The sequence below is a fragment of the Nocardia coffeae genome, from assembly GCF_019890715.1.
GTDB classification, from domain to species: domain Bacteria; phylum Actinomycetota; class Actinomycetes; order Mycobacteriales; family Mycobacteriaceae; genus Nocardia; species Nocardia jiangxiensis.
On record NZ_JAINZY010000017.1, the window covers coordinates 165427 to 186656 of the forward strand.

A 21230-nucleotide genomic window follows, 5' to 3' on the forward strand; every position below is an offset into this window, starting at 1 on the left:
GCGGGTGCGGCGTCAACGATTGAAATCAGCTCGAGCCAAGGGAAATATACTGTGGGCGAGGAGAATTGAACGTTTCGTGACGATCGATACCACCGTGGGATCGCAGACCTCGCTGCACCCTCTCGACGATCCGGTGCGGACCTCGCTGCTCGGTGCGCACCGTCGGTTCGCCAGTTGGGCGGGCCGGATCGGACGCTACGACCCGCAGGTCGCCCCGTTCATCGGCCATCCTCCGGCACTGGACGAGCAGGACTGGGTCGATCTGGCGACTGTGCTGGGGCCGGGCGGTTCGACCGGACTGCGCGGTCGCGGCCATACGCCCCCGGCGGGGTGGACGGTGCTCGACGAGATCGGTTCGGTGCAGATGGACGGCACCGCACTGGATGTCGCGCCCGATCCCGAGCTCGAAGTGCTCACCGCGGCGGACGTGCCGGAGATTCTCGAGCTGATCGCCCGAACCCGGCCGGGACCGTATGCGCGACGGACCATCGAGATGGGCGCCTACCTGGGCCTGCGGATCGACGGCAGGTTGGTGGCCATGGCCGGTGAGCGCATGCATCCGCCCGGCTGGACCGAGATCAGCGCGGTATGCACCGACGCCGAATTCCGCGGCCGCGGCATCGCCACCCGGCTGATCCGCGCGGTCGGCGCCGGTATCCGCGCCCGTGGTGAACTCCCGTTCCTGCACGCCGTCGCGCACAACACCACCGCGATCGACCTCTACCGCACCCTCGGTTTCACTCTGCGTCAACGTTCGGCGCTGACCGTCGTCCAGGCTCCGGGTGCGCCCTGATCCTGGCCCTGTCCAGCGCGTTGCGCCGAAATCGGCTCGGCTGCCGGTGATTCGGCGGCGGCCGCGCGTGGTGTGCCGCGTCCGGTCGTCGAGTCGAGGGTTGTGCTTCAGATCACCCTCGGTTAACCTCTGATTCGTCTGAGACCGATCAGTTCCACAATGTGCCGACGGCGCGGGCGATGGAATCGGATTCGGTGGACCGGCCGCAATGGAGAGGACGTGCCTTGATCGAGTCGAAGTGGTGGCGTCGGGCGGTGGCCTCGGCAGCGGCGCTGGTGGTGGCCTCGACATTCGGGATGGGGCCGGCAGCGGCCGGGCCGCAGGCCGATGCCGTGCCGGTGCGCCCGGTGGCGCCGATTCCGGTTCCACCCGAATTGGATCCGGTGTTCTACCACCCGTCGGCCGCGGCGGTGGCGGGCGCTGCGCCCGGACAGATCATCGCGGCGCGGCAGGTGAACGTGGCCAACTTCGGCGCGATCCCGGTCAACGTGGACGCCTGGCAGGTCTCGTACCGCTCGAAGGACAGTCGTGATCGGCCCATCGCGGCCGTCGCGACGGTATTGAAACCGCGAGGATCCACACCGGACAAGCTGCTGTCCGTGCAGATCGCCGAGGACTCGCTCGCGCAATACTGTTCGCCCTCGTATGCGGTGCAGCAGTGGTCGATCAGCCCGTTCGTCGGGCAGGTCGTCGCACCGGCGGAATTCGTGATCGCGCAGGGTGCGCTGCAGCAGGGCTGGGGTGTGGTCATTCCGGATCATCAGGGTCCGAATCAGGCGTATGCCGCGGGACCGCTGGCCGGTCGGATCACGCTCGACGGGATCCGCGCGACGCGCAATTTCGAACCGATGCGGCTGACCCGCGATGCCCGGATCGGGCTGTACGGCTACTCCGGCGGTGCGATCGCGACCGGTCACGCCGCCGAACTGCACGAGAGCTACGCCCCGGAGCTGAACATCGTCGGTGCGGCCGAGGGCGGGGTGCCCGCCGATCTGGGCGTCACTCTGGACGTGGCCAACGGTCAGGCCACTGCGGGGCTGGTACTCGCTGCGGTACAGGGACTTTCGCGCGAGTACCCGGATTTCGCGGCCTTCCTGGACGAGAATATGGATCCGGTCGGCCGGGCGATCACGACGGTGCAGAGCAATCTGTGCGTGCAGTACGTCTCGGCTTTTCCCTTTCTGAACATCAAAGGGATGCTTCGTGTTCCGGGTGATCCGATGCGGCAGCCCGCGGTGCGGGATGTCGTGAACCAGACCCGGATGGGCAAGACGGTCCCCGATATGCCGATGTACATCTGGCAGGGCAATCCCGACGAGATCATCCCCGTCGGCCAGGTCAACACCCTGGTCGACACCTACTGCGCGCATCCGCAGGCCCGCGTGCTGTACACCCGCGAACATTTCGCCGAACACGTGGCGACCGAAATCTCCGGCGTGGCCCCGGCCCTGCTGTGGATGCGCGATCGGCTCGACGGCGTTGCGGCGCAACCGGGTTGCCACACCAACGACGTCGGCTGGCTGGCTCTGGACCCCGCCGGACAGCAACTGCTGGCCCAGACGTTCGGCGAGACCTTCGCGTCCTTCTTCGGCAAGCCGATCGGGGTGAAGTGAGCACCGGGTGATTCGCCGGAGCGGAACCCGGTGTCCCGTCCTCGATACAGTGGTGGACGTGACGATCGCGCAGAGACAGTACGGCGGCCGCGCAGTCTCCGAGCGCAAGGCCGAACGTCGGCTGCGCTTCATCGTCGCCGCGACCCGCATCTTCGCCGAGCGCGGCTACGCGGACTGCTCCCTGGCCGACGTCTGCGCGGCCGCGGCCCTGTCCAAGCGTCAGTTCTACGAGGAGTTCGAGACCCGCGAGGACCTGCTCGTCGCGGCCTACGACCGGGTCCAGGACGAGGCCGCCACAGCCGTCACCAAGGCCCTGACCACCCTGGATCCCACCGCCGACGCCCGCACCGCGGTAGCCGCGGTGCTCGGCGCCTACCTGAAATCCATGAACTCCGACCCGCACCGCGCCAACCTGGCCTACATCCAGGTCGTCGGCGTCAGCGAACGAATGGAACAACACCGCCGCACCCGCCGCCGCTCCTGGGCCCGCCTCCTGGACCTGTCGGTAGCTCCCATGGTCGGCCCCACCGCCCGCCTCCGCGGCCCCGGCGACCTGGGCGCAAGCGTCCTGATCGGCGCAGTGAACGGCCTGGCCCACGAATGGCTGATGACCGACCCCCGCCCACCCATCGAAGAACTCGTGGATCTCCTTGTGCCCATTGCATTGTCGCTGATCGCAACAGACTGATCCGCGATCGACGCCGAACGCGGTGCTCGTCCTCAGGGCCGGTGGGGATGGACGGCGCTTTCGAAGATCACCCGGACGGTGTCCGCGCGCAACCAACGGTGGGTCAGGGACACCGGGCGGTCGGTTGCGGTGTCGGTGTTGAGGCTTTCCACGTACCACCCCAGGCTGGAGGTGGGGGCGTCGAGGTGAGTGGCCACTTCGGGGGCGAAGATCTCGGCGGTGGCCCGGACCCAGGCGCGTTGCGGGGTGAGGCCGAAGTTGATCAGGACCTCGTGCAGGGAATCGTTGACGCGCATGGCGGCGGCCAGGTCCGGGACCAGTCGAGCGGGAATCCATTCCACGCCCCAGGCGGCCGGGCGGTCGTCGACGTAGGACAGCCGCACCAGGCGATGACACTGTTCGCCGGGGTCGAGCCGGAGTTTCGCGGCCTGCTCGTCATCGGGGACCTCGACGGTGCACGAGCGCACCACACTGCGCGGGACCGCGCCCGCCTCGCGGACCGTGGCACTCCAGGAGGGAGCGCGGTCGGCGTCGATGCGATAGTCGATGCGGTGACTGGCGAAACTGCCGGCGCCACGCACCCGGCGGATGACGTTGCGGGCGGACAGTTCCTGGAGCGCGCCGCGGGCGGTCGAGCGGGCGACGCCGAATCGCTGAGCGATCTCGTGTTCGCTGGGCACGCGGTGACCGTCCGGCATCGCGCGAATCTCCTGCGCGAGCTGCCGAGCGATCTCGTGGTACTTGAACTCGTCCACGTCAGCGGACTCTAGTACGCCGGGCCGCCGCCGGATCGGGCGACAGTGCACGACCCGAGCACATCTTGTCCGGACAACTGCCGGGAAAAGGCCGGGAGTGTTCGTCATGACGCCACCCTGCTGCCCGATCGGGTTCACCGGTTTGTCGCACCGTGGTCAATCGAACTCGCGTGATCGGACGCGGTGTCGCAGTAGGTGAGGAGTCGGCATGATCAGGCCGAACTGTCCGAGCAGGGCAGCGATGAACACAGGTACGACGATGCGGGACGAACTCGCCCGGACCGTGCGGGTGCGGCGATGACCGCGGCGGTGGGCGTCCGCGATCAGCTGGACAATGCGCCGGTCAGCCGATTCCACCTGAAGGCCGCGGTCACCGCGGGGATGGGATTCTTCACCGACTCCTACGACCTGAACGTCATCGGGACGGTCATGCTGCTGGTCAAACCGGAGTTCCATCTCGACGCCGGGCAGGTCGCCGAGGTCACCAGTTCGACCCTGCTCGCGGTGGCGATCGGCGCGTTCGTCTTCGGGCGGCTGGGTGATCTGCTCGGCCGACGTCGCGTCTACGGGCTCGAGGCGCTGCTGATGATCCTCGGCGCACTCGGCTCGGCCTTCGCCCCGAACTTCCTGTGCCTGTTGATCGCCCGGTTCGTCCTGGGCATCGGCATCGGCGGCGACTATCCGGCCTCGGGCGTGCTGATGGCCGAATTCGCCAACCGCCGCAATCGCGGGCGGCTGGTCGGATTCACCTTCCTGTTCTACGTACTCGGGCAGGTCGCCGCGTATCTGGTCGCGTTCGTCGTGGTCTGGGCCGGCGCCTCACCGGGGCTGTCCTGGCGGTTGATCCTGGGGCTGGGCGCGGTGCCGTCGCTGCTGGTGCTGTGGAATCGGCGGCACATGCCCGAATCGCCGCGCTGGACGTTGGCGATGACCGGCGACGTCGATCGAGCGGCCACCGACCTGGCGGCCTTCTCCGGACGTGCGGTCCGCGCCCAGGCCACCGACCGCACCCGTTCACACACGCGGTTCGGGCAGGCGCTGCGCTCGCGCCGGTTCCAGCTGACGCTGCTGGGCACCGCGGGCAGCTGGTTCCTGTTCAATGTCGCGGTGTACGGCAACTCGGTGAGTCAGCCGCTACTGATCCACAGCATCGCCCCGCACACCAGCACACTGGCCAATATCGGGATCAATGCCCTGCTCGTGATCGGATTCAGTTTGACCGCCGCGCTGATCGGCCTGGCCGTGCTGGACCGGATGGGACGCCGGCCGCTGCAGATCGCCGGGTTCTCGCTCAGTGCGCTGTCGATGCTGCTGATCACGATCATCCCGGGCCTGACCACGACGGTGACGCCGTTCGCCCTGGTCTTCGGATTGTCGTTGTTCGGCATCGCCTTCGGCCCCAACTACACCACGGTTCTGCTGGCCGCCGAGAGCTATCCGACCCCGGTCCGCAGCACCGCGTACGGGATCTCCGCGGGTACGGCGAAGATCGGCGCGTTCGTCGGCGCCCTGGTCACGCCGGTCGTGCTCGCTCACCTCGGCCTGCGCCCGACCACACTCATCGCGGGCGTGTGCTTCCTGCTCGGCATCCTGACCACACTGGTAGTGGCCGAACCGCGCGATGTCGCACTGGACGAACCCGAAGTGCCGGACAGCGCGCCGGTCACCGAACCACCGGCCGTGGCGAGTCCGGCATGAGTGTGGCCGAGGTCCGATGGGTGAACCGACCGTAGGGAGTCCGGAATGAGCGAGGTTTCTGTTCGGTACGCACGATGGGACGCGGTGGGCGAGCCGTTCACCGTGATCGACGGCGTGACGTCCGCGATCCCCGCCGACGGGTGGATGCTGGCCGAGATCGATATGGCGACGATCTGCGGCAGCGATCTGCATACCGTTCTGGGACACCGGAATTCGCCAGCACCCAGCATCCTCGGGCATGAGCAGGTGGGGCGGGTCGTGGGGCTGGGCACGGGTGCGCGGCCGACCTATTTCGACGGAACGGAGATCGGACTCGGGGATCGGGTGACCTGGTCGGTGACCGCGTCGTGTGGTGTGTGCGAGCAGTGCCGTGCGGGACGGGAGCAGAAGTGTGTGCGGCTGCGGAAGTACGGGCATGCGGAGCTCACCGCGCAATGGCCGCTGAACGGGGGATTCGCGACGCACTGTCTGCTCGCGCCGGGCACCACCGTGGTGCCGGTGCCCGGCGAGCTGCCCGACCGGGTGGCGTGTCCGGCATCCTGCGCGACGGCCACGGTTGCCGCGGTGCTCGATGCGGCGAACCAGGACCGACCGGCCGGACCGCGACGCGTGCTGATCACCGGGGCCGGAATGCTGGGCGTCACCGCGGCGGCGATGGCTTCGCGGGCGGGCGGGGAGGTCGTCGTGATGGACCCGGACGCCGATCGACGGGCGCTGGCCGTGCGGTTCGGGGCGGATCGGCTGTTCGGGGCCGATGAGCGGCCGAGCGGGTTCGATATCGCGATCGAGCTGTCCGGGAACGCCGCCGCGGTGGAAACCTGCCTGGCATCGGTGGGTGTCGGCGGGCGCGTGGTGCTGGCCGGATCGGTGTCCAGCAGCAGGCCCGTGGCATTCGATCCCGAGCGGTTGGTTCGGAATCTGGTTACCGTCACAGGTGTGCACAACTATCGCCCGGGACATCTGGAAACAGCGGTCCGGTTCCTCGCCGACAACCACGAGCGGTTTCCGTTCGCCGAATTGGTGAGCGGCGGTTACGGACTCGACCGGATCGATGACGCCGTGCGGGCCGCGGCCGAGGGGCCCGGTCTGCGGCAGGCGATCGTGCCCGCCGCGTGATCGGCCTGCGCGCGGCCCGCATCGTCACCGGGGAATCCGGTGACGCGATGTGCGGGCCGCGCTGGCTGACCGTCGACGGCGATCGCATCGTGTCCGTCGACGGCGAGCCACCGGCCGGTGCTCTCCTGCGGGATCTGGGGGAGCTCCAGTTGTGGCCGGGCATCGTGGATCTGCACGCGGATTCGCTGGCTCGATTCGAGAGTCCGCGTGCGGGGACGCGCATTCCGTTGGATGTCGCGCTGCACGATTTCACCGTCGACGCCGTCTCGCACGGCATCGTGCGGCCGTATCTGTGCGTATCGGTCGGTGAGGGGCCCGATCCGGAGAGCGGTTACGCCCGCGCGCACACGATTCTGCAGACCTTGGATGTCATCGAGGGGGTGCTGCCGGTACCGGTCCGCGTCCACTTGCGCGTGGATACCGGTGATCCGGGATCGATCGCGGCGGCCGAGATGCTGCTGGACCGGCACGCCGATCGAATTCGGTTGGTATCCACCATGAATCACACGCCCGGACAAGGCCAGTACCGCGACGAGGTGAGCTGGCGAGCCGCCATGGGTGCGCGCCTGCACCTCGGCGACGGCGCCCTCGAGCACTGGCTGACCCGGCTGCTGGCGGTCGCGGCCGAGGATCCCGCACGCCGCCGGGCCGTGGCCGAGCTGACCCGATCCGCCGGTGCGGTCTACGCGACCCATGATCCCGACACCGACGCCGACGTCCGCGACGCGCACGAAAACGGCGCGCGCATCTGCGAATTCCCGATCACCGCCCGCGCGGCCGCGAGTGCGCACGAACTCGGGATCGGCGTCGTCATGGGCGCACCCAACGCCTGGCGCGGCGCGTCGCATCTGGACAATCTGTCGGCCCGCGAGGCCATTGCCGCGGGCACGGTCGACGCGCTCACCTCCGACTATCACAGCGGGGCGATGGTCCGTGCCGCAATCGAACTCGTGCGCGCGGGCCTGTGTTCCGCGGACCGGGCGGTCGGATTGACCACGGTCGGTCCGGCGCGGCTGGTCGATGTCCCCGCGCCCGCGGCGGACGGTGTGCTCGCCGAGGCTCGGCCCGCGACGATGATCGCCGTGCGTACCGGCCCGATCCCGGCCGTCGTCGCGACCTGGTTCCGGGGTCGTCAGGTCGGCGGGCCGCTGGTCGAGGGCCGTGGCTGATTCCGGAATATCGTCTGTGTCCTGATGATTCGTTCGGTGTCGGCATTACCGAATCGGTACCGGGGAATTCTGCGCCCGAGGTACAAGATCAGGAATGATGGAGATCGCACGGATGGCTCGGCAGGTCCGGTCCGCCGCCGGATCGAGACACCGCGGACCATAGATTGCCATCCGGTAGCCAAATGCTCTAGACAGAATCGGCCAAGGTTTGCTATGTCGCCGAAATGATAACTCACATCGGAACTTTCGCAATCTCTAGCTCCGGATTCGGTAGATATGTCTGAAATTAGCTACGACACGCGAAACGACTCCGCGAAGATGTTCGAGAAGTAGCTGCGATGGCTCTAGAGTGGTGCGCGCCGCAGTACACGGACTGCTCCCGGGGTGGAGCCGTCGGAGTGACCGAGTACGTGGTGCTCGATGGGTGGGGAGGCTTCCCGTGACACGTGGGCGACTCATGCCGGAAGCCTCCTCGCCTGCGCGTGCGCCACGCGGGGCGGCACTGAAATCTACGAGGGGAGAACGATAATGGGTTCACAGTCCGAGGTGTTGCGTCTCGTGGGCGAGGTCACCGATCGCTACGGTTCGCTCGAGGCGTTCTTCGCCCGGCTACGCGCGGAATTCGATGACCAGCCGACCATGCAACTACCCGTGATCGATCCCGCCGCGGTCGAACCGGTGGCGTGGTCGGCGGTTTCGCAGGATCGCGAGATGCCTACGCCCGCTGCGGAAGTCGAGACGGCGGCGGAATTCGACGACGATTGTGACGACCGCTACGACGACGAGGACGACAGCGACGAGGACGAGTTCACCGTCGCACCCCAGCGGACCGGAGTGTGGGGCCGGCTGACCGGCCTGATGCGCTGAGTCGACCCGGATCGACTGTGCGCCTTCACAGATCGGCGGTCTCCGGGAACAGCTTCTCGGCGCGTCGCAGTGCGGTGGCGAAATTGGTCAGGATCACCAGCGACGCATCGGACAGGCCGTCGGCATTGCGCGCCAGCCGACGTATCGCGCCCAGCGCGAACGCGTCGATCACCGCTCTGTCCTCGTACTGAATCCTGATCTCCGACACGCGATCCTCCCGTCCAACGAGACCGCGTCCCCGAATTGTCGCGCCGATCACGATCCGTCCCTGCTGTAGGCCCATCGTAAGCGGACATGGTCCCGTTCATGGGAACATCCCCGTCCGCGGCGCCGACAGATGCTGACTCACCGGCGAATTCGGCGGTACATCCGAGCCGGCCGGTCGGCGCGTACGGCGACTTCGAACGGCGGCACCGGCATTCCGACCATCGCCGAACCTGCATCACGCCTGGATGATGTCGATCGTTATCATGTAATCATGCATCCCGAGATCCTCACCCAGGACGGCTACACCTCCGCCACGGTCGCCGAATCCCCTGTCCGCGAACTTTTTCCGGGCATCCGGCTGCGTTCGCTGTGGACCGGGGGGTCCGGTGCGCACGCCCACGTCCTGGAAATGGATCCGGGCAGCACGTGGCTGCGCCGTGACGTTCACGAACCCGGCCCCGAGGAGGTCTACGTGGTAGCGGGAACCTTCAACGACGGGGCCCGCGACTATCCCGCCGGAACCTTCCTGCATGCCCCAGCCGGTACCTGGCACATCCCCAACACTGCCACCGGGTGCACGTTGTTCCTGTTCTATCCGACGGGGTAGTCGCCCTTGATGACGAAGTAGGAGCCGCGGATGGTTCCGGCCAGTTTCGACTTCTGCCGGGCGAATTTGAACGCGGCCAGTTCGGTCGGGACGTCCATCCCGTCGGAGAGCTTGAACCCGACCGCCCGTTTGCCGAGCTCGTCGATCGAGTACAGGACGTTGATCGACAGGCCGTTCTCGTAGAAGACGTAGTCGAAGTGCAGATCCTCGACCTGGAAGGCGGTGGCTTCCAGCGGGGGTGAGGCGATGACGATCCTGCGCTCGTCCTCGAGGATCCGGCTCACCCGGTCGATGATCGGCTGGGCATCCTTCGCGGGCTCCACCGTGAAAACGTGGCCGTACTTGTTCTTGAAGTACCGGGCCTCGTTGGCCCGCAGTCCGGCCAGCGCCGCCGCCACCGGCGACGATTCCAGGCCCGCGGTCGAAACGGTGTCGAAGTCCACTGTGTAGGGCATGCCGAACTCCTCAGTTCTGGGCCGCAGCACTTCGGGCTGAACTCTACAACCTCACGCGCGACCTTCCGGCAACCGCAAGGTCACTTCAGGACGTTGACCGCGCGGGCGATCACCAGGATCCCGGTGACGAAGGAAATCGCCGCCTGCACGGTCATCATCATCTTCGCCCAGCGGGACAGCGGCATGACATCGGTCGGACTGAACGCGGTGGCATTGGTGAAGGCCAGGTAGAGGTAGTCGACGAATTCCGGTTCCCAGTTCCGGTCGGCGAGCTTGCCCAACTGCATCTGCGGGAACAGCAGATCGGGATGTTTCTTGCGACCGTGTGCGCGCGCGGCCGGGCCACCGCGATCGAATTCCCAGTACCACAGCGCGAAGACCAGCACATTGGTCAGCCAGACTCCCGCGCCGGAGGACAGCAACGCCCCCGGATCATTGCTGAGCTGCCCGTCGAGCAGGCCCTGGACCAGCCGATCCACCGACCACACCGTCGCCACGCCCAGTAGCCCCGACAACGCCAGACTCGCCCACCGCAACCACTGCGCCTCCCGGTCGATCCGCACCGGATTCGCCACGATCAACACCACCAGCAACACCAGCGCCAACCCGGGAACCAGCCACGTCGGCCGCACCGTCAGCCGATCGGGCAACCCCCACTGCAGGGCGAGCACCACGAGTACCGCGACGGTCGCGGCCACCCGCGATTCACCCGCACTACGCCGAGCCCAGGCGGGAACCGAGTCGGTATCGTCATTCACCGCGCCCAGTATTCCCCCTGGACTTACGAATTGGTGGGACTCCGGCCCGCTCGGATCGAGGCCCGGCGACGGGGTCGCGTTCGTCTCGGCGTGCGCGACGTGGTCGGCGGACTACCGGATCCGGTGTTGCAGTTCGGAATTGAGTCTGCGGACCAGGGCGCGTAGGCGTTCGTGGGTGGCCGAGTCGGGGTCGCGCAGGCGCAGTTGCAGGAGTTCTCGGCCGGCCGCGTGCAGGACGTAGGCGGTGTATTCGGGGTCCTCGAGATTCGGATTGGCGTGCAAGAGTTGGCGAACGAAGTATTCGCGGACCGCCGCCTGTGCCTGTGTGAGGCGTTCGTACAGTTCCGGTGGTGCGCCCTGGGGCGGGAACAGGAACAGTCGCCAGGTGTCGGGGTGGGCGTCCACCGCCCGCAGGATGCCGTCGAAGGTGCGCAGCGCATCGCTGTCGCCGCCCTCGCCCTCGGCGACTGCCTCGTTGAACTGGACCGCGGCTCGTGCGGCCTCGCGGTCGATCAGCGCGACGAACAGACCGGCCGGATCGCCGAACTGCTGGTACAGCAGTGAGCGATTGACCCCGGCCGCATCGGCGATGCGATTCGGCGTCGCGGCGTGGAAGCCCTCGGCGGTGATGATCATGTGCGCGACGTCGAGGATCTGCGTGCGTCTGTCCTCGGCGGTCATCCGGCGTCGGCGCTGCGAGTTCACCCTTGACAGCATAACTAACACTTCGTGAGTATGGTTACTAACACTTTGTTAGTTTCTGCTGGAGGCTTCGATGACGACGCACTACCCGGATCTCGCGCAACGCGTGCGCAGCCAGCCCGAGCTGCAACCGGAGCTCTACGGGGGGATCGACTTCGACACTCCGCCGTACCGGCTCGCGACCGATCCGGAGGATGCGTCGGCACTGCCGAAGTGGGTGGCCCAGCGAGCGCCGATCCTGACCGATGAGCGTGTGGTCGAACTGATCTCGACCGCGACGATGCTGGGCGACACCGTCGCGGATCCCTTCGCCGCGCTGATGGCGCGACACAGTGTGACCGGTCTGGTCGGCATGGTCCGGCAGGCGTGTCGCGAGGGTGTCGAGGCGGTCCCCGACGCACCGCCGGAACTGGTCGCGTTCATCGCCGCCATGGAGGCCGCACCGCAATGGCTCGATATGGAGCTGGTCCACAAGGGCGCTCGGCAGGCTCGCGTGGATGCGGCGCTGTTGTCGCCCTTCATCACCCGGGGCGCGTTCATCGCCACGTTCACCAATACCTATGCGGCGCTGCCGATGGCGCTGACCGGTGCGTTGTCGGGGCGGCGCGCGGCCAGGCGGGTCAACGAGACGGCCAATTTCTTCGCGGTCACCACGCTGCCGGGTGCGCTGGATCGGTACGGTCCGGGATTCGAGGCGGCGGCCATGGTGCGATTGATGCATTCGATGGTCCGCTACAACGCGCTCGAGCGGTCGGATCGCTGGGATCCGGAGATCTACGGGGTGCCGGTGCCGCAGGTCGATCAGATGCCCGCGGGGATGATCGGCTTGTATCTGCTGGCGATCCGGATTCGCCGGGCGGGACGCACCGAATTCACCCGCGGTGAGCGCGCCCTGGTCGAATTCGCGCGCTACCGCTGCTTTCTGCTCGGACTGCCCGAGGAACTGCTGCCCACCACGGCCGAGGGGATCATCGAGGTCTTCCACGCTCGCGCCGCGCTGCTACGCGACGGATTCGACGATGCCACCTGCGGCGGGCTGATCCGCTCGACGATGGCGGCCTATCTGCGTGCGGGCGGGACCCGATTCGACCGGATCGCCGACTCGGTCGAGAAGAGTTACAGCACAGCCGGTTTCGTCCTGGCCTTCTGTCACGGCAACCGACATGTCGCCCGGCGGATGGGGGTATCGATCGGGGTGCTCGATCTCGTGCGGATCGCGCTGACGGCGCCCTTCATCATCGGTCGCGTTCTGGCCGTGACCGGCGCGAACCGCATCCCGATGTTGCGCCCGGCCGTCGACCGGTACCTCACCCGGCTGGTGAAACGCCGCCTGGCCGCCTACGGAAATCCCGAATTCGTCAGCGACTCGAAAACGTACACACCGATCGCGCACTGAGACGGGGGTGCCGCGGACTCGAACCCGCCACCGCGAGGACGACTCCGGTTCGAACCCGGCTCAAGGGTTTTCGTAGGTGCCGTCCAGGCGGGCGCGGCCGATGACGTGGCCGGTGATGGCGGTGATCGTCTGGTCGAGGGTGAAACCCGCCGGGACATCCGGGATCCGGTCGAGGGCGAACAGCTGGAAGACGTAGGAGTGCGGGCCGTGTGAGCGGATCGGCATCGGGCCCGTCCAGCCGCGTCGGCCCAGACCGCCTCTGCCGTGCCGGATCCCGGGGACCGGGCCGGGTGCGGCGAGGGCGTTGTCCGGCAGGCCCGCCAGCGCGGGATCGATGCCCAGTGCCAGGGCGTGGGTCGCCGGTTTCCCCAGGGGGACATCGGGATCCTGCACGACGAGGGCGAGTTCGACGGTGCCGGAGGGAGGTTCGGTCCAGGACAGCGCGGGGGAGATGTTCGCGCCGAACACCCGGCCGCGATACTTCTCCGGCATCGGCGCTTCGTGCTCGAAGGCGGGGCTGGTCAGCGTGAAGTTCTCCGGGGCCTGCAGGTCGGGGTGGGCCCATACCAGGGTGTGGTGACCAGCACGCCGGTTGCGCAGGGCGACGCCGAGGGGGTTCGCGGGCATGTTCGATACTCCTGTCGTTCGGGTCCATTGTGATCACCGGCTCGTCGGGTCTGTCGTCGGCACCTGTTCCGACGTTCCGCGGGCGTGTTCGCTCGATGCCATCGCGCGCGCGATCAGGGGCCGCAGGGCCCGGGACTGCAGGGCGCGCATGGCGAGTGCGTTGACGCGGATGCCCAGCGCCGAGCGCGGGGCCGCGGCGGCGACGCGGCCCGGCGGGAGTTGCCGCGCGGCGGACGTGTGGGGGCGCATGGCCGTCTCGAATGCGGTCAGTGCGGCGGGCAGGCGGGCCGGATCGTGCGCGACTCCGGCGGTTCGCAACGCCGCCGCCAGCTCGTCGGCGCCGCGCAGGGCCAGTGCGGTGCCCAGGCCGCTGAGCGGGCTGGCGCACCACGCGCTGTCGCCGAGCAGGACCACCCGGCCGTCGTGCCAGCCGGGCATGTCGATCTGATCGAGGGTGTCCAGGGCGAAGTCCGGAGCTTCCCGAACCGCGGCCAGGAATTCCTTCGTGCGCCATCCGACGTCGGCGAAAGTCCTTTCCAGCAGCGCGAATTGGGCTTCGCGGTCCCGATGCGGCGGGAGTGTGTCGGCGGCGAAGGTGAGGCCGATCTCCTGCTGGCCGGGGTGGCCGGGCCGAGCCTGGACAGCGCGTCGGCCGGGGGAGTTGTGGATGAGGAACCAGCCGTCCAGCGCGGGCGTGTCCGGCTGCTCGGCGAGGGTGAACCAGGCGTGCGCCAGACCGAGTGCGCGGCGGTAGTTCTCCTCGGGGCCGAAGCGCAGCGCGCGCACCCGCGAATGCGCGCCGTCGGCGCCGACGACCAGGTCGAACTCCTCCGGCTCGGCACTGCGGAAGCGCACCAGGACGCGGTCGCCCGCATCCTCGAGGGCGTCCACCGTCTCGCCGAAGCGATGCCGCACGCCGGGCCCGGCCGCCTCGTGGATGATCCGCGCGAGGTCGGTGCGCAATAGTTCCTCCCGCGACACCAGGCCCTGCCCGTCCAACGCCTCCACCGGCATCACCGCGAGCCTGCGCTCGTCGGCGTCGATCCATGCCGCGCCGCGCTGCGGGATGAGGCATTCGAGGGCCTGGTCCAGTAATCCGTTCCGCGCCAGCACCTCTCGGCAATCGCCGCGCAGGTCGACGGTCTGGCCACCGGCGCGCGGGGCCGGTGCGATCTCGGCGACGGTCACCGCCCAGCCGTCTCGTTCGAGCAGCAGCGCGAGAGTGTCACCCGCGATTCCGCCGCCGACGATGAGTGCTTGTGCCATGGCCCCTACCTCCGTGCCGCTGATGCGAACTTTTCGCATTAAAGGTAACTGCCTCTCGAGCGCTAACGCAAATGCTTCGCGTTAATATGGGTCCATGTCCCAAGCAACCGGAGTGACCCGGCCCGGGGGCCGCACCGCACGCACCAGGGCGGCGGTCCACGCGGCCACCCGTGAACTGCTGGCCGAATCCGCGGACGGCACCGTCGAGATCGCCGCGGTGGCGGCGCGTTCGGGAGTGCACATCGCCACGATCTATCGCCGGTGGCGCTCGGCCGAGGGGCTGATCATCGATACGATCGTGGCCGAATTGTCCGCTCGCGCACCGCTACCCGCGACCGGTGACCTGCGCGCGGACATGCTCGCCTGGACCACGAACCTGCTCGCCGATCTGCGCGGGCCCCACTCCCCGGCCTTCCTGCGCTCGTTGACCCGAGCGGGCGCCGGCGGTGAAACCGAACTGATCGACGCCGCGAAATTTCTCGAGCCGCGAGCCCGGGAGATCCAGGCGACCCTGGACGCGAGCGGCACCACCGTGCTGCACAGTGGCGACGTCTTCGAGATCATTCTGTCCCCGGCCTATGTCCGGGCGCTGGTCTCCGCCCCCCTGGATCCCGGCGTCGATGCCGCCCGCCTGGTCGACAACCTCATCGCCGTCCGCGATCACCGCGTCGCGAACGGCTGAGCGACCTCCCGCCGACGTGGATTTTCGACGGCGACGGCGAGGCCGTGCTGCGCCGAGCCGCGATCACCCGCATGATGGGGAGATGTTCGAACGGGTAGGTGTATGCGCGGATTCCTGATATTTCTCGTCGTGGTGGTGATCGCGCTGGTCGTCGGCGACCGTGTGGCGGTCGTGATGGCACAGAACCGGATCGGTGACAGGATCGCCGCCGAGTACCACATGGCGAGTCGGCCGAGTGTCCGCATCGGCGGCTTTCCCTTCCTGACGCAGGCGGTGGCGGGGAAGTACCACGACATCGAGGTGCACGCCGGGGACTGGACCGGGGAGAAGATCTCCGTCAACGACCTGGACGTCACGCTGACCGATGTCGCCGCGCCGCTGAACGATGTGCTGCACAACAATACGTCGAATTTCGTGGCGGATTCGGCGACCGCGACGGCTCGGGTGCCCTACGACACGGTGCAGCAGTTCGCCCCGTCGGGCGTGAAGTCGATCTCCTACGGCACGGACGGCATGCACGTCAGCGGGACGTTCAAGGTGGAGGGCATTTCGGTCCCGGGCACCGTCGTGGTGACCGTCTCGCCGACCGAGAACGGCATATCGGTCACCCCGATCTCCGTTCAGGCCGCCGTCGGTGGTCCGAGCCTGTCACTGTCCCTGCTGCGGCGGACGCTCACCTTCACCGTGCCCCTGCAGAAGCTCCCGCTGGGCGCGCAGCTCACGGCGATCCAGCCCGCTGCCGACGGCCTGCACGTCACCGCCGTCGCCCACTCGGTGCACGTCTCCGACGCATCCTGAGGCACGCCTCGACCGAACTCCGTGTCGCCCGGTCACGCGGACCCGTCCCAGCGGGCGGTGACCGGGGAGTCCGGTAGCAGTGGACGCCGGTAGGACAGGTCGCCGGTGTCGCGGGTGCCCTTCGGATAGCCCTGGTCGGTGAAGAACGGGGATCGCAGGACCCGCGCGTCGGCGGTGCAGCTCACCTCCACGGTGGAGTGGCGTAACGCTATGCGCCAGTGTCCTTCTCGGCGTTCGAGGCGATCGATGTACCGTCCGCTCAGGATCTGGGCGGTGCGGCCGTCGGCGCCCAGCAGCACCACGATCGAATAGCTCTCGCAGTGCGCGAGGTCGCCGTCGATCTCGCAGGTGTGCGTGGTGATGTTGTGCGTATGCACCTGCGAGGTCGCCGCGTGGGTGGTGTTGGCCCAGTTCGCGTAGTCCGCACCGGTATTGGTCGCATTGCCGTGCCGGTCGACGGCATCGGGATGGTAGGCGCTGCCGATCAGCTCGGCGTCGTGCCGGTCGCAACCACGCGCGTGCCGGGAGATGCAGTCGAGGATCTCCGCGCGGTCCTCGAGGTGGCGCAGCCGCCGCTCGAGTTCGGCCGCTTCGGATTCGGTGCTCATCTCAGGCCACCGCCTCGATGCCGGTGAGCGTCGTGCGAGGCATGAGCCGCCGTGCGGTCGGCCTCGCCCCGGTCGCTCCCGTTATCTCGACTCCGAACGGCTTGCCGGGACGAATGGTGGCAGGCATCGGGCCCTCCTTGTTGTACTGACGTATAAGAATCTAATCTAGACTATAGAAGAGTCTTATTCTCAAAATGGAGAGGCAACATGCAGGCGCAACGGGGAGTGGGTATTCGCAGTTCGGGCGCCCGGGTCGACATCCTGCGGGCGGCCGGTGAGCTGATGCTGGCGCAGGGATATGCCGCGGTCACCTATCGCGGCGTCGCGGCTCGGTGCGGGGTGACACCGGGGCTGGTCCAGTACTACTTCCCGACGGTGGACGAGCTTTTCGTCGCGATCCTCGAATCGGGCACCGACGGTCTGGTCGAGCGGCTCGAGCATGCGGCCGCCGCCGAGCAGCCGCTGCGCGCGGTGTGGGAGTACGCCAACGACAAGGACGGCGCGGCGCTGCTGCTGGAATTCATGGCGCTGGCCAATCATCGCAAGTCGATCGGTCCGGTCATCGGTCGCGGTGGTGAACGTCTGCGGCGAGCGCTGGTGGCCGCGCTGGAACCGGTGGTGGCGCGATACGGACCGGGCGACAACGGGATTCCCGCTGCCGCCGTGGTGTTCCTGATGTCCGCGATTCCCCGGATGATTCAGCTGGAGGAGTCCTTCGGCACGGTCACCGGACATGCCGAGATGATCGAGCTGGTCGAGAAATATCTGGACCGGGTCGAACCGCGGGAGGCCGCACTGTGAGGGCTGTCAGCCAGCTGCGCCTGGGTGAGCCGGAGGTGCTGCACACTGTCGAGGTCCCGCGACCGACGCCGGGGCCCGGTCAGGTGTCGATCCGTCTGGGGGCCACCTCGGTGAATCCCGTCGACTGCAAACTTCGCTCCGGATATGTGAACTTTCTCGGGACGCCGCCGTTCACGCTGGGGTTCGACGTCTCCGGCACGGTGGTCGACCTCGGGCCGGGCGTCGCCGAATTCGCTGTGGGTGACGAGGTTTTCGGCATGGTGCACAGCCGCACCGGTACCTACAGCGAATATGTGCTGGCCCGCGCCGACGCTCTCGCGGTGCGTCCGGCGGGGCTCGATCATCGCACCGCCGCCGCGCTGGCCACGGCCGGTCTGACCGCGTGGCAGGCGCTGAGCCACGCGGATCTGCCGGGGCGTCGAGTGCTGATTCATGCCGCCGCCGGGGGAGTCGGGCACCTGGCCGTCCAGTTCGCGCGGCATCGGGGCGCACGAGTGATCGGCACGGCGCGGGCGGTCAACCACGAATTCCTGCGCGAACTCGGCGCCGATGAGTTGATCGATTACAGCACAACGGATTTCACCGATCGGACGGCCGACATCGATGTGGTCCTGGATCTCGTCGGAGGTGACTACGGGAGTCGTTCGCTGCGAGTTCTGCGACCGGACGGCCGCTACCTCACCGTGCAACGGTCCGATGCCGAGCACGACCCGCGGGCCCGCTCGATCACCGGCACACCCTCACCCGGCGATCTGGCCACCATCGGTGCACTCGTCGCGGCCGGCCGAATCCGGGTCCACATCCAGCGCACACTCGGCCTCGGCGAAGCGGCCCGTGCCCATCGGCTCAGCGAATCCGGCCGCGTCCGAGGCAAACTCGTCTTGACCCCGTGGTGACCAGCGGCGATCGGTGCGCTGTCCGGTCAGCGAGACTCGACCTCGCAAAGTGCTGGACGGCTGTCTAAACACCTGTATCATGCAGAGGTCTCCATGGCGCGCCGGATGGGACGCGGGCATTGCATCGCGCGGTCTGCGCGGGCCCGGGACCCTCGATCCGAGTTCGTTCCGATCGTCGCGCACCAGCCCCGCGGCGATCCCGATCGTGAAAGCAGTGTGACGATGAAGACACAAGGCGCCCTCCTCTGGGAATTCAACCAGCCCTGGTCGATCGAGGAGATCGAGATCGGTGAGCCGCGCCGCCGCGAGGTCAAGGTGCGGATGGAGGCGGCCGGGATGTGCCACTCCGACCACCATCTGGTCACCGGCGGCATTCCGATGGCGGGTTTCCCGGTGCTGGGCGGGCACGAGGGCGCGGGCGTGATCGTCGAGGTCGGGCCGGATGTGGAGGATCTCGCGGTCGGCGACCACGTCGTGCTGTCGTTCATCCCTTCCTGCGGGAAATGCCCGTCGTGCCAGGCCGGTCTGCGCAACCTGTGCGATCTGGGCGCGCTGCTGCTGGCGGGCACCTCGGTCAGCGACGGCTCGCATCGGATCACCGCGCGGGGTAAGGACGTCTTCCCGATGACCCTGCTGGGGACCTTCGCCCCGTACGCGGTGGTGCATCAGAGTTCGGTGGTCAAGATCGATCCGACGGTGCCGTTCGAGGTCGCCTGCCTGGTCGGCTGCGGCGTCACCACCGGATACGGTTCGGCCACCCGCGCCGCGGACATCCGTCCCGGCGAGGACGTCGCGGTCATCGGCATCGGCGGTCTGGGCATCGCGGCGTTGCAGGGCGCTGTGCACTGCGGAGCGCGCTACATCTTCGCCGTCGACCCGATCGAGTGGAAACGCGAGCAGGCGTTGAAGTTCGGTGCGACGCACGCCTACGCCACCATCGAGGAGGCCACGGCCGCGTGCGCGGAGATCACCGCGGGCGGCATGGCCAAGAAGGTCGTCGTCACCGTCGGGGAGGCGCACGGCCGCGACATCGACACCTGGCTCGGCATCACCGCCAAGGCGGGCACCTGCGTGGTCACCGCGATGGGCAATCTCGTCGAGAACGAGGCCACGCTGAACCTGGCCATGCTGTCGCTGCTGCAGAAGCGGTTGCAGGGCACCATCTTCGGCGGCGGCAACCCGCACTACGACATCCCGCAGCTGCTGTCGATGTACTCCGCGGGCAAGCTGAACCTGGACGATATGGTCACCCGCCAGTACCGCCTGGACCAGATCAACGACGGCTACCAGGACATGCTCGACGGCAAGAACATTCGCGGCGTCATCCGCTTCACCGACGCCGATCACTGACTCGCACAGGGGTTTTCCGCAGGCGTCTCGTTCGTGCGGAAACCCCTGTGGTGCAGTGAGATTCAGGGGACGGTGATGGGGAGGGCTGCCCAGCCGCGGACCGTCGAGGTCGGGGACAGCGTGAGATTGTTCCGGTCGACGTCCCAGGTCGGGAAGTGGGTGAGAAGTTCCTCGAGAGCGATCTTCGCTTCCAGGCGGGCCAGGGCCGCGCCGAGGCAGAAGTGTGTGCCGAAACCGAAGGTGCGCAGGTTGGTCATCTTGCGGTGGATGTCGAAGCGGTCGGGATCGGACCAGCGGTCCCCGTCGCGGTTGGCGGAGGCGACCAGCAGCATGATGGCGCTGCCCGCGGGCACTGTGTCACCGTGTATTTCGACGTCGGTGGTGACGTAGCGGGCGATCGCGTGGCCGGTGGGTTCGAAGCGCAGGGTCTCTTCGATGGCGTTCGGGATCAGGCGGGGATCGGCGACGAGTTCGGCGCGCTGATCCGGGTAGCGGGCCAGCAGTGAACCCAGCCAGCCGATCAACCTGGCGGTGGTCTCGTTGCCCGCGCCGGCCACGACCGAGATGTAGGTGAGGATCTCCTGACGGGTCAGGGTTCGCCGAACCCCGTGGGTATCTTCGAATTCCGCGTGCAGCAGTTCGGTCATCAGATCGTCGGAGGGATGCTCGGCGCGCCAGTCGATGTACTCCGCGAAGTGGTCCGTATGCGGAATGGCCCGATCGACCTGCATCTGCTGGCCGGGTTCGGTGCGCAGATCGGCGTCCGCGCGATCGCGTACCGCCTGCTGATCGGCTTCCGGGATCCCGAGCAACATGCCGATCACCCGCATCGGCACCTCGTTCGCGAACTCCGTCATGAGGTCGAAGTGGTCCAGGCCGGCCAGGCGCTCCAGCGAACGGATGCACATCTGGCGGATCTGCGGCTCCAGCGACAGCACCCGCCGCGGCGTGAACACACGCACCAGCAGCGAACGATGGATGTCGTGCGCGGGCGGATCCTCCATCAGCAACGTCCCCGGCGGAATTTCCACACCGGCCTTGATGATCTCCAGGATCGGCCCGCGCGAGGAGGAGAACGTCTTCCAGTCCAGCAGTGCCCGATCGATATCGTCATGCCTGCTCAGCGCGTAGAAGTCGTGCTGTTCGTTGTAGTAGAGCGGTGCTCGGTCCCGCAACTGCCGGTATACCGGGTACGGGTCGAGGGCGATGTCACGGTCCCAGGGATCCCAGTAGACCGACTCGGCAGGACTCACGCGACGCTCCTCCACTTCTCCAGAGAGACTTCCATCACTCTCTCATTCGGGTAACTAAGTTACCACCAAGAAGAAGTAAGAGATTCAAATCGGAGAGTCAGATTCTCCTCCAGTGTCGCTGTGTA

Annotated in this window: 24 protein-coding genes; 14 read left to right on the forward strand and 10 right to left on the reverse strand. The window is 67.7% G+C overall.

Annotated features, from left to right (window positions below):
- Positions 1 to 76 precede the first annotated feature (76 nt).
- From K7711_RS40465 to K7711_RS48690, 3 genes are all read left to right on the forward strand, one after another.
- Positions 77 to 793: a GNAT family N-acetyltransferase gene (locus K7711_RS40465; protein ID WP_222977120.1), complete on the forward strand. Its 717-nt coding sequence runs from the start codon at positions 77 to 79 to the stop codon at positions 791 to 793.
- A 224-nt stretch (positions 794 to 1017) separates the two neighbouring features.
- The gene (locus tag K7711_RS40470) at positions 1018 to 2406 is read left to right on the forward strand and encodes a lipase family protein (RefSeq protein WP_308015173.1); all 1389 of its coding nucleotides are present in this window, start codon (positions 1018 to 1020) and stop codon (positions 2404 to 2406) included.
- Between the two features lie 58 nt (positions 2407 to 2464).
- On the forward strand, positions 2465 to 3094 hold the full coding sequence (locus K7711_RS48690; RefSeq protein ID WP_222977122.1) for a TetR/AcrR family transcriptional regulator: 630 nt from the start codon (positions 2465 to 2467) through the stop codon (positions 3092 to 3094).
- Between the two features lie 32 nt (positions 3095 to 3126).
- Here the strand turns inward: K7711_RS48690 and K7711_RS40480 are convergent, their stop codons facing one another.
- Positions 3127 to 3849, reverse strand: coding sequence for a GntR family transcriptional regulator (locus K7711_RS40480; protein WP_222977124.1), 723 nt, complete (start codon positions 3847 to 3849; stop codon positions 3127 to 3129).
- A gap of 195 nt (positions 3850 to 4044) precedes the next feature.
- Between K7711_RS40480 and K7711_RS40485 the strand changes: the two genes are divergently transcribed.
- The 4 genes from K7711_RS40485 (at position 4045) to K7711_RS40500 (ending at position 8699) form a co-directional block, all read left to right on the forward strand.
- A complete protein-coding gene (locus K7711_RS40485; RefSeq protein ID WP_222977131.1) occupies positions 4045 to 5547 on the forward strand; it encodes an MFS transporter in 1503 nt (500 codons plus the stop codon).
- 45 nt (positions 5548 to 5592) lie between these two features.
- Entirely contained in the window at positions 5593 to 6663 is a 1071-nt protein-coding gene (locus K7711_RS40490; RefSeq protein ID WP_222977133.1) for a zinc-binding dehydrogenase, read from the forward strand.
- Complete coding sequence (locus tag K7711_RS40495; RefSeq protein WP_222977136.1) at positions 6660 to 7832, forward strand: alpha-D-ribose 1-methylphosphonate 5-triphosphate diphosphatase; 1173 nt, start codon at positions 6660 to 6662, stop codon at positions 7830 to 7832. Before K7711_RS40490 ends, K7711_RS40495 begins: the two co-directional genes overlap by 4 nt.
- A 528-nt stretch (positions 7833 to 8360) precedes the next feature.
- Complete coding sequence (locus tag K7711_RS40500; protein WP_222977138.1) at positions 8361 to 8699, forward strand: hypothetical protein; 339 nt, start codon at positions 8361 to 8363, stop codon at positions 8697 to 8699.
- 25 nt (positions 8700 to 8724) lie between these two features.
- Here K7711_RS40500 and K7711_RS40505 read toward each other — a convergent pair whose 3' ends face one another.
- Positions 8725 to 8907, reverse strand: coding sequence for a hypothetical protein (locus K7711_RS40505; protein ID WP_222977140.1), 183 nt, complete (start codon positions 8905 to 8907; stop codon positions 8725 to 8727).
- Positions 8908 to 9177: 270 nt separating this feature from the next.
- Between K7711_RS40505 and K7711_RS40510 the strand changes: the two genes are divergently transcribed.
- On the forward strand, positions 9178 to 9513 hold the full coding sequence (locus K7711_RS40510) for a cupin domain-containing protein (RefSeq protein WP_222977142.1): 336 nt from the start codon (positions 9178 to 9180) through the stop codon (positions 9511 to 9513).
- Here the strand turns inward: K7711_RS40510 and K7711_RS40515 are convergent.
- The 3 genes from K7711_RS40515 to K7711_RS40525 all read right to left on the reverse strand — a co-directional run bounded on the left by K7711_RS40515 (position 9498) and on the right by K7711_RS40525 (position 11407).
- Entirely contained in the window at positions 9498 to 9968 is a 471-nt protein-coding gene (locus tag K7711_RS40515; RefSeq protein ID WP_222977144.1) for a DUF8821 family protein, read from the reverse strand. The two genes, K7711_RS40510 and K7711_RS40515, sit on opposite strands and share 16 nt — an antisense overlap.
- An 80-nt stretch (positions 9969 to 10048) precedes the next feature.
- The gene (locus K7711_RS40520; protein WP_222977152.1) at positions 10049 to 10726 is read right to left on the reverse strand and encodes a DUF1345 domain-containing protein; all 678 of its coding nucleotides are present in this window, start codon (positions 10724 to 10726) and stop codon (positions 10049 to 10051) included.
- A 111-nt stretch (positions 10727 to 10837) separates the two neighbouring features.
- Entirely contained in the window at positions 10838 to 11407 is a 570-nt protein-coding gene (locus K7711_RS40525; protein WP_222977324.1) for a TetR/AcrR family transcriptional regulator, read from the reverse strand.
- A 94-nt stretch (positions 11408 to 11501) separates the two neighbouring features.
- On the opposite strand from K7711_RS40525, the gene K7711_RS40530 reads away from it, so the two are divergent.
- Positions 11502 to 12824: an oxygenase MpaB family protein gene (locus K7711_RS40530; RefSeq protein ID WP_222977159.1), complete on the forward strand. Its 1323-nt coding sequence runs from the start codon at positions 11502 to 11504 to the stop codon at positions 12822 to 12824.
- Between the two features lie 60 nt (positions 12825 to 12884).
- Here the strand turns inward: K7711_RS40530 and K7711_RS40535 are convergent, their stop codons facing one another.
- Both K7711_RS40535 and K7711_RS40540 read right to left on the reverse strand, forming a co-directional pair.
- Complete coding sequence (locus K7711_RS40535; protein ID WP_222977161.1) at positions 12885 to 13451, reverse strand: YbhB/YbcL family Raf kinase inhibitor-like protein; 567 nt, start codon at positions 13449 to 13451, stop codon at positions 12885 to 12887.
- A gap of 33 nt (positions 13452 to 13484) precedes the next feature.
- Positions 13485 to 14717, reverse strand: a complete 1233-nt coding sequence (locus tag K7711_RS40540; RefSeq protein ID WP_222977163.1) for an FAD-dependent monooxygenase — start codon at positions 14715 to 14717, stop codon at positions 13485 to 13487.
- Between the two features lie 94 nt (positions 14718 to 14811).
- On the opposite strand from K7711_RS40540, the gene K7711_RS40545 reads away from it, so the two are divergent.
- Both K7711_RS40545 and K7711_RS40550 read left to right on the forward strand, forming a co-directional pair.
- On the forward strand, positions 14812 to 15399 hold the full coding sequence (locus K7711_RS40545; protein ID WP_222977166.1) for a TetR family transcriptional regulator C-terminal domain-containing protein: 588 nt from the start codon (positions 14812 to 14814) through the stop codon (positions 15397 to 15399).
- A 102-nt stretch (positions 15400 to 15501) separates the two neighbouring features.
- A complete protein-coding gene (locus K7711_RS40550; RefSeq protein ID WP_222977170.1) occupies positions 15502 to 16197 on the forward strand; it encodes an LmeA family phospholipid-binding protein in 696 nt (231 codons plus the stop codon).
- A 32-nt stretch (positions 16198 to 16229) separates the two neighbouring features.
- On the opposite strand, the gene K7711_RS40555 is transcribed toward K7711_RS40550, so the two are convergent.
- Both K7711_RS40555 and K7711_RS48695 read right to left on the reverse strand, forming a co-directional pair.
- The gene (locus tag K7711_RS40555; protein WP_222977172.1) at positions 16230 to 16805 is read right to left on the reverse strand and encodes a nuclear transport factor 2 family protein; all 576 of its coding nucleotides are present in this window, start codon (positions 16803 to 16805) and stop codon (positions 16230 to 16232) included.
- Position 16806: 1 nt separating this feature from the next.
- Complete coding sequence (locus tag K7711_RS48695; RefSeq protein WP_268929684.1) at positions 16807 to 16932, reverse strand: hypothetical protein; 126 nt, start codon at positions 16930 to 16932, stop codon at positions 16807 to 16809.
- An 80-nt stretch (positions 16933 to 17012) separates the two neighbouring features.
- Between K7711_RS48695 and K7711_RS40560 the strand changes: the two genes are divergently transcribed.
- The 3 genes from K7711_RS40560 (at position 17013) to K7711_RS40570 (ending at position 19852) form a co-directional block, all read left to right on the forward strand.
- Positions 17013 to 17606, forward strand: a complete 594-nt coding sequence (locus K7711_RS40560; protein ID WP_222977174.1) for a TetR/AcrR family transcriptional regulator — start codon at positions 17013 to 17015, stop codon at positions 17604 to 17606.
- The gene (locus tag K7711_RS40565) at positions 17603 to 18502 is read left to right on the forward strand and encodes an NADP-dependent oxidoreductase (protein ID WP_222977176.1); all 900 of its coding nucleotides are present in this window, start codon (positions 17603 to 17605) and stop codon (positions 18500 to 18502) included. Before K7711_RS40560 ends, K7711_RS40565 begins: the two co-directional genes overlap by 4 nt.
- A gap of 222 nt (positions 18503 to 18724) precedes the next feature.
- Positions 18725 to 19852: an NDMA-dependent alcohol dehydrogenase gene (locus K7711_RS40570; protein ID WP_222977179.1), complete on the forward strand. Its 1128-nt coding sequence runs from the start codon at positions 18725 to 18727 to the stop codon at positions 19850 to 19852.
- Positions 19853 to 19914: 62 nt separating this feature from the next.
- Here the strand turns inward: K7711_RS40570 and K7711_RS40575 are convergent, their stop codons facing one another.
- Positions 19915 to 21105, reverse strand: coding sequence for a cytochrome P450 (locus K7711_RS40575; RefSeq protein WP_222977186.1), 1191 nt, complete (start codon positions 21103 to 21105; stop codon positions 19915 to 19917).
- Positions 21106 to 21230: the final 125 nt, after the last annotated feature.

Bases quoted from the DNA above. Each gene is read 5' to 3' on its own strand.
- K7711_RS40490 (WP_222977133.1), top strand. From the start codon at position 5,593: ATGAGCGAGGTTTCTGTTCGGTACGCACGATGGGACGCGGTGGGCGAG.
- K7711_RS40500 (WP_222977138.1), top strand. From the start codon at position 8,361: ATGGGTTCACAGTCCGAGGTGTTGCGTCTCGTGGGCGAGGTCACCGAT.
- K7711_RS40510 (WP_222977142.1), top strand. From the start codon at position 9,178: ATGCATCCCGAGATCCTCACCCAGGACGGCTACACCTCCGCCACGGTC.
- K7711_RS40515 (WP_222977144.1), bottom strand. From the start codon at position 9,968: ATGCCCTACACAGTGGACTTCGACACCGTTTCGACCGCGGGCCTGGAA.
- K7711_RS40525 (WP_222977324.1), bottom strand. From the start codon at position 11,407: ATGACCGCCGAGGACAGACGCACGCAGATCCTCGACGTCGCGCACATG.
- K7711_RS40530 (WP_222977159.1), top strand. From the start codon at position 11,502: ATGACGACGCACTACCCGGATCTCGCGCAACGCGTGCGCAGCCAGCCC.
- K7711_RS40535 (WP_222977161.1), bottom strand. From the start codon at position 13,451: ATGCCCGCGAACCCCCTCGGCGTCGCCCTGCGCAACCGGCGTGCTGGT.
- K7711_RS40540 (WP_222977163.1), bottom strand. From the start codon at position 14,717: ATGGCACAAGCACTCATCGTCGGCGGCGGAATCGCGGGTGACACTCTC.
- K7711_RS40545 (WP_222977166.1), top strand. From the start codon at position 14,812: ATGTCCCAAGCAACCGGAGTGACCCGGCCCGGGGGCCGCACCGCACGC.
- K7711_RS40550 (WP_222977170.1), top strand. From the start codon at position 15,502: ATGCGCGGATTCCTGATATTTCTCGTCGTGGTGGTGATCGCGCTGGTC.
- K7711_RS40555 (WP_222977172.1), bottom strand. From the start codon at position 16,805: ATGAGCACCGAATCCGAAGCGGCCGAACTCGAGCGGCGGCTGCGCCAC.
- K7711_RS48695 (WP_268929684.1), bottom strand. From the start codon at position 16,932: ATGCCTGCCACCATTCGTCCCGGCAAGCCGTTCGGAGTCGAGATAACG.
- K7711_RS40560 (WP_222977174.1), top strand. From the start codon at position 17,013: ATGCAGGCGCAACGGGGAGTGGGTATTCGCAGTTCGGGCGCCCGGGTC.
- K7711_RS40570 (WP_222977179.1), top strand. From the start codon at position 18,725: ATGAAGACACAAGGCGCCCTCCTCTGGGAATTCAACCAGCCCTGGTCG.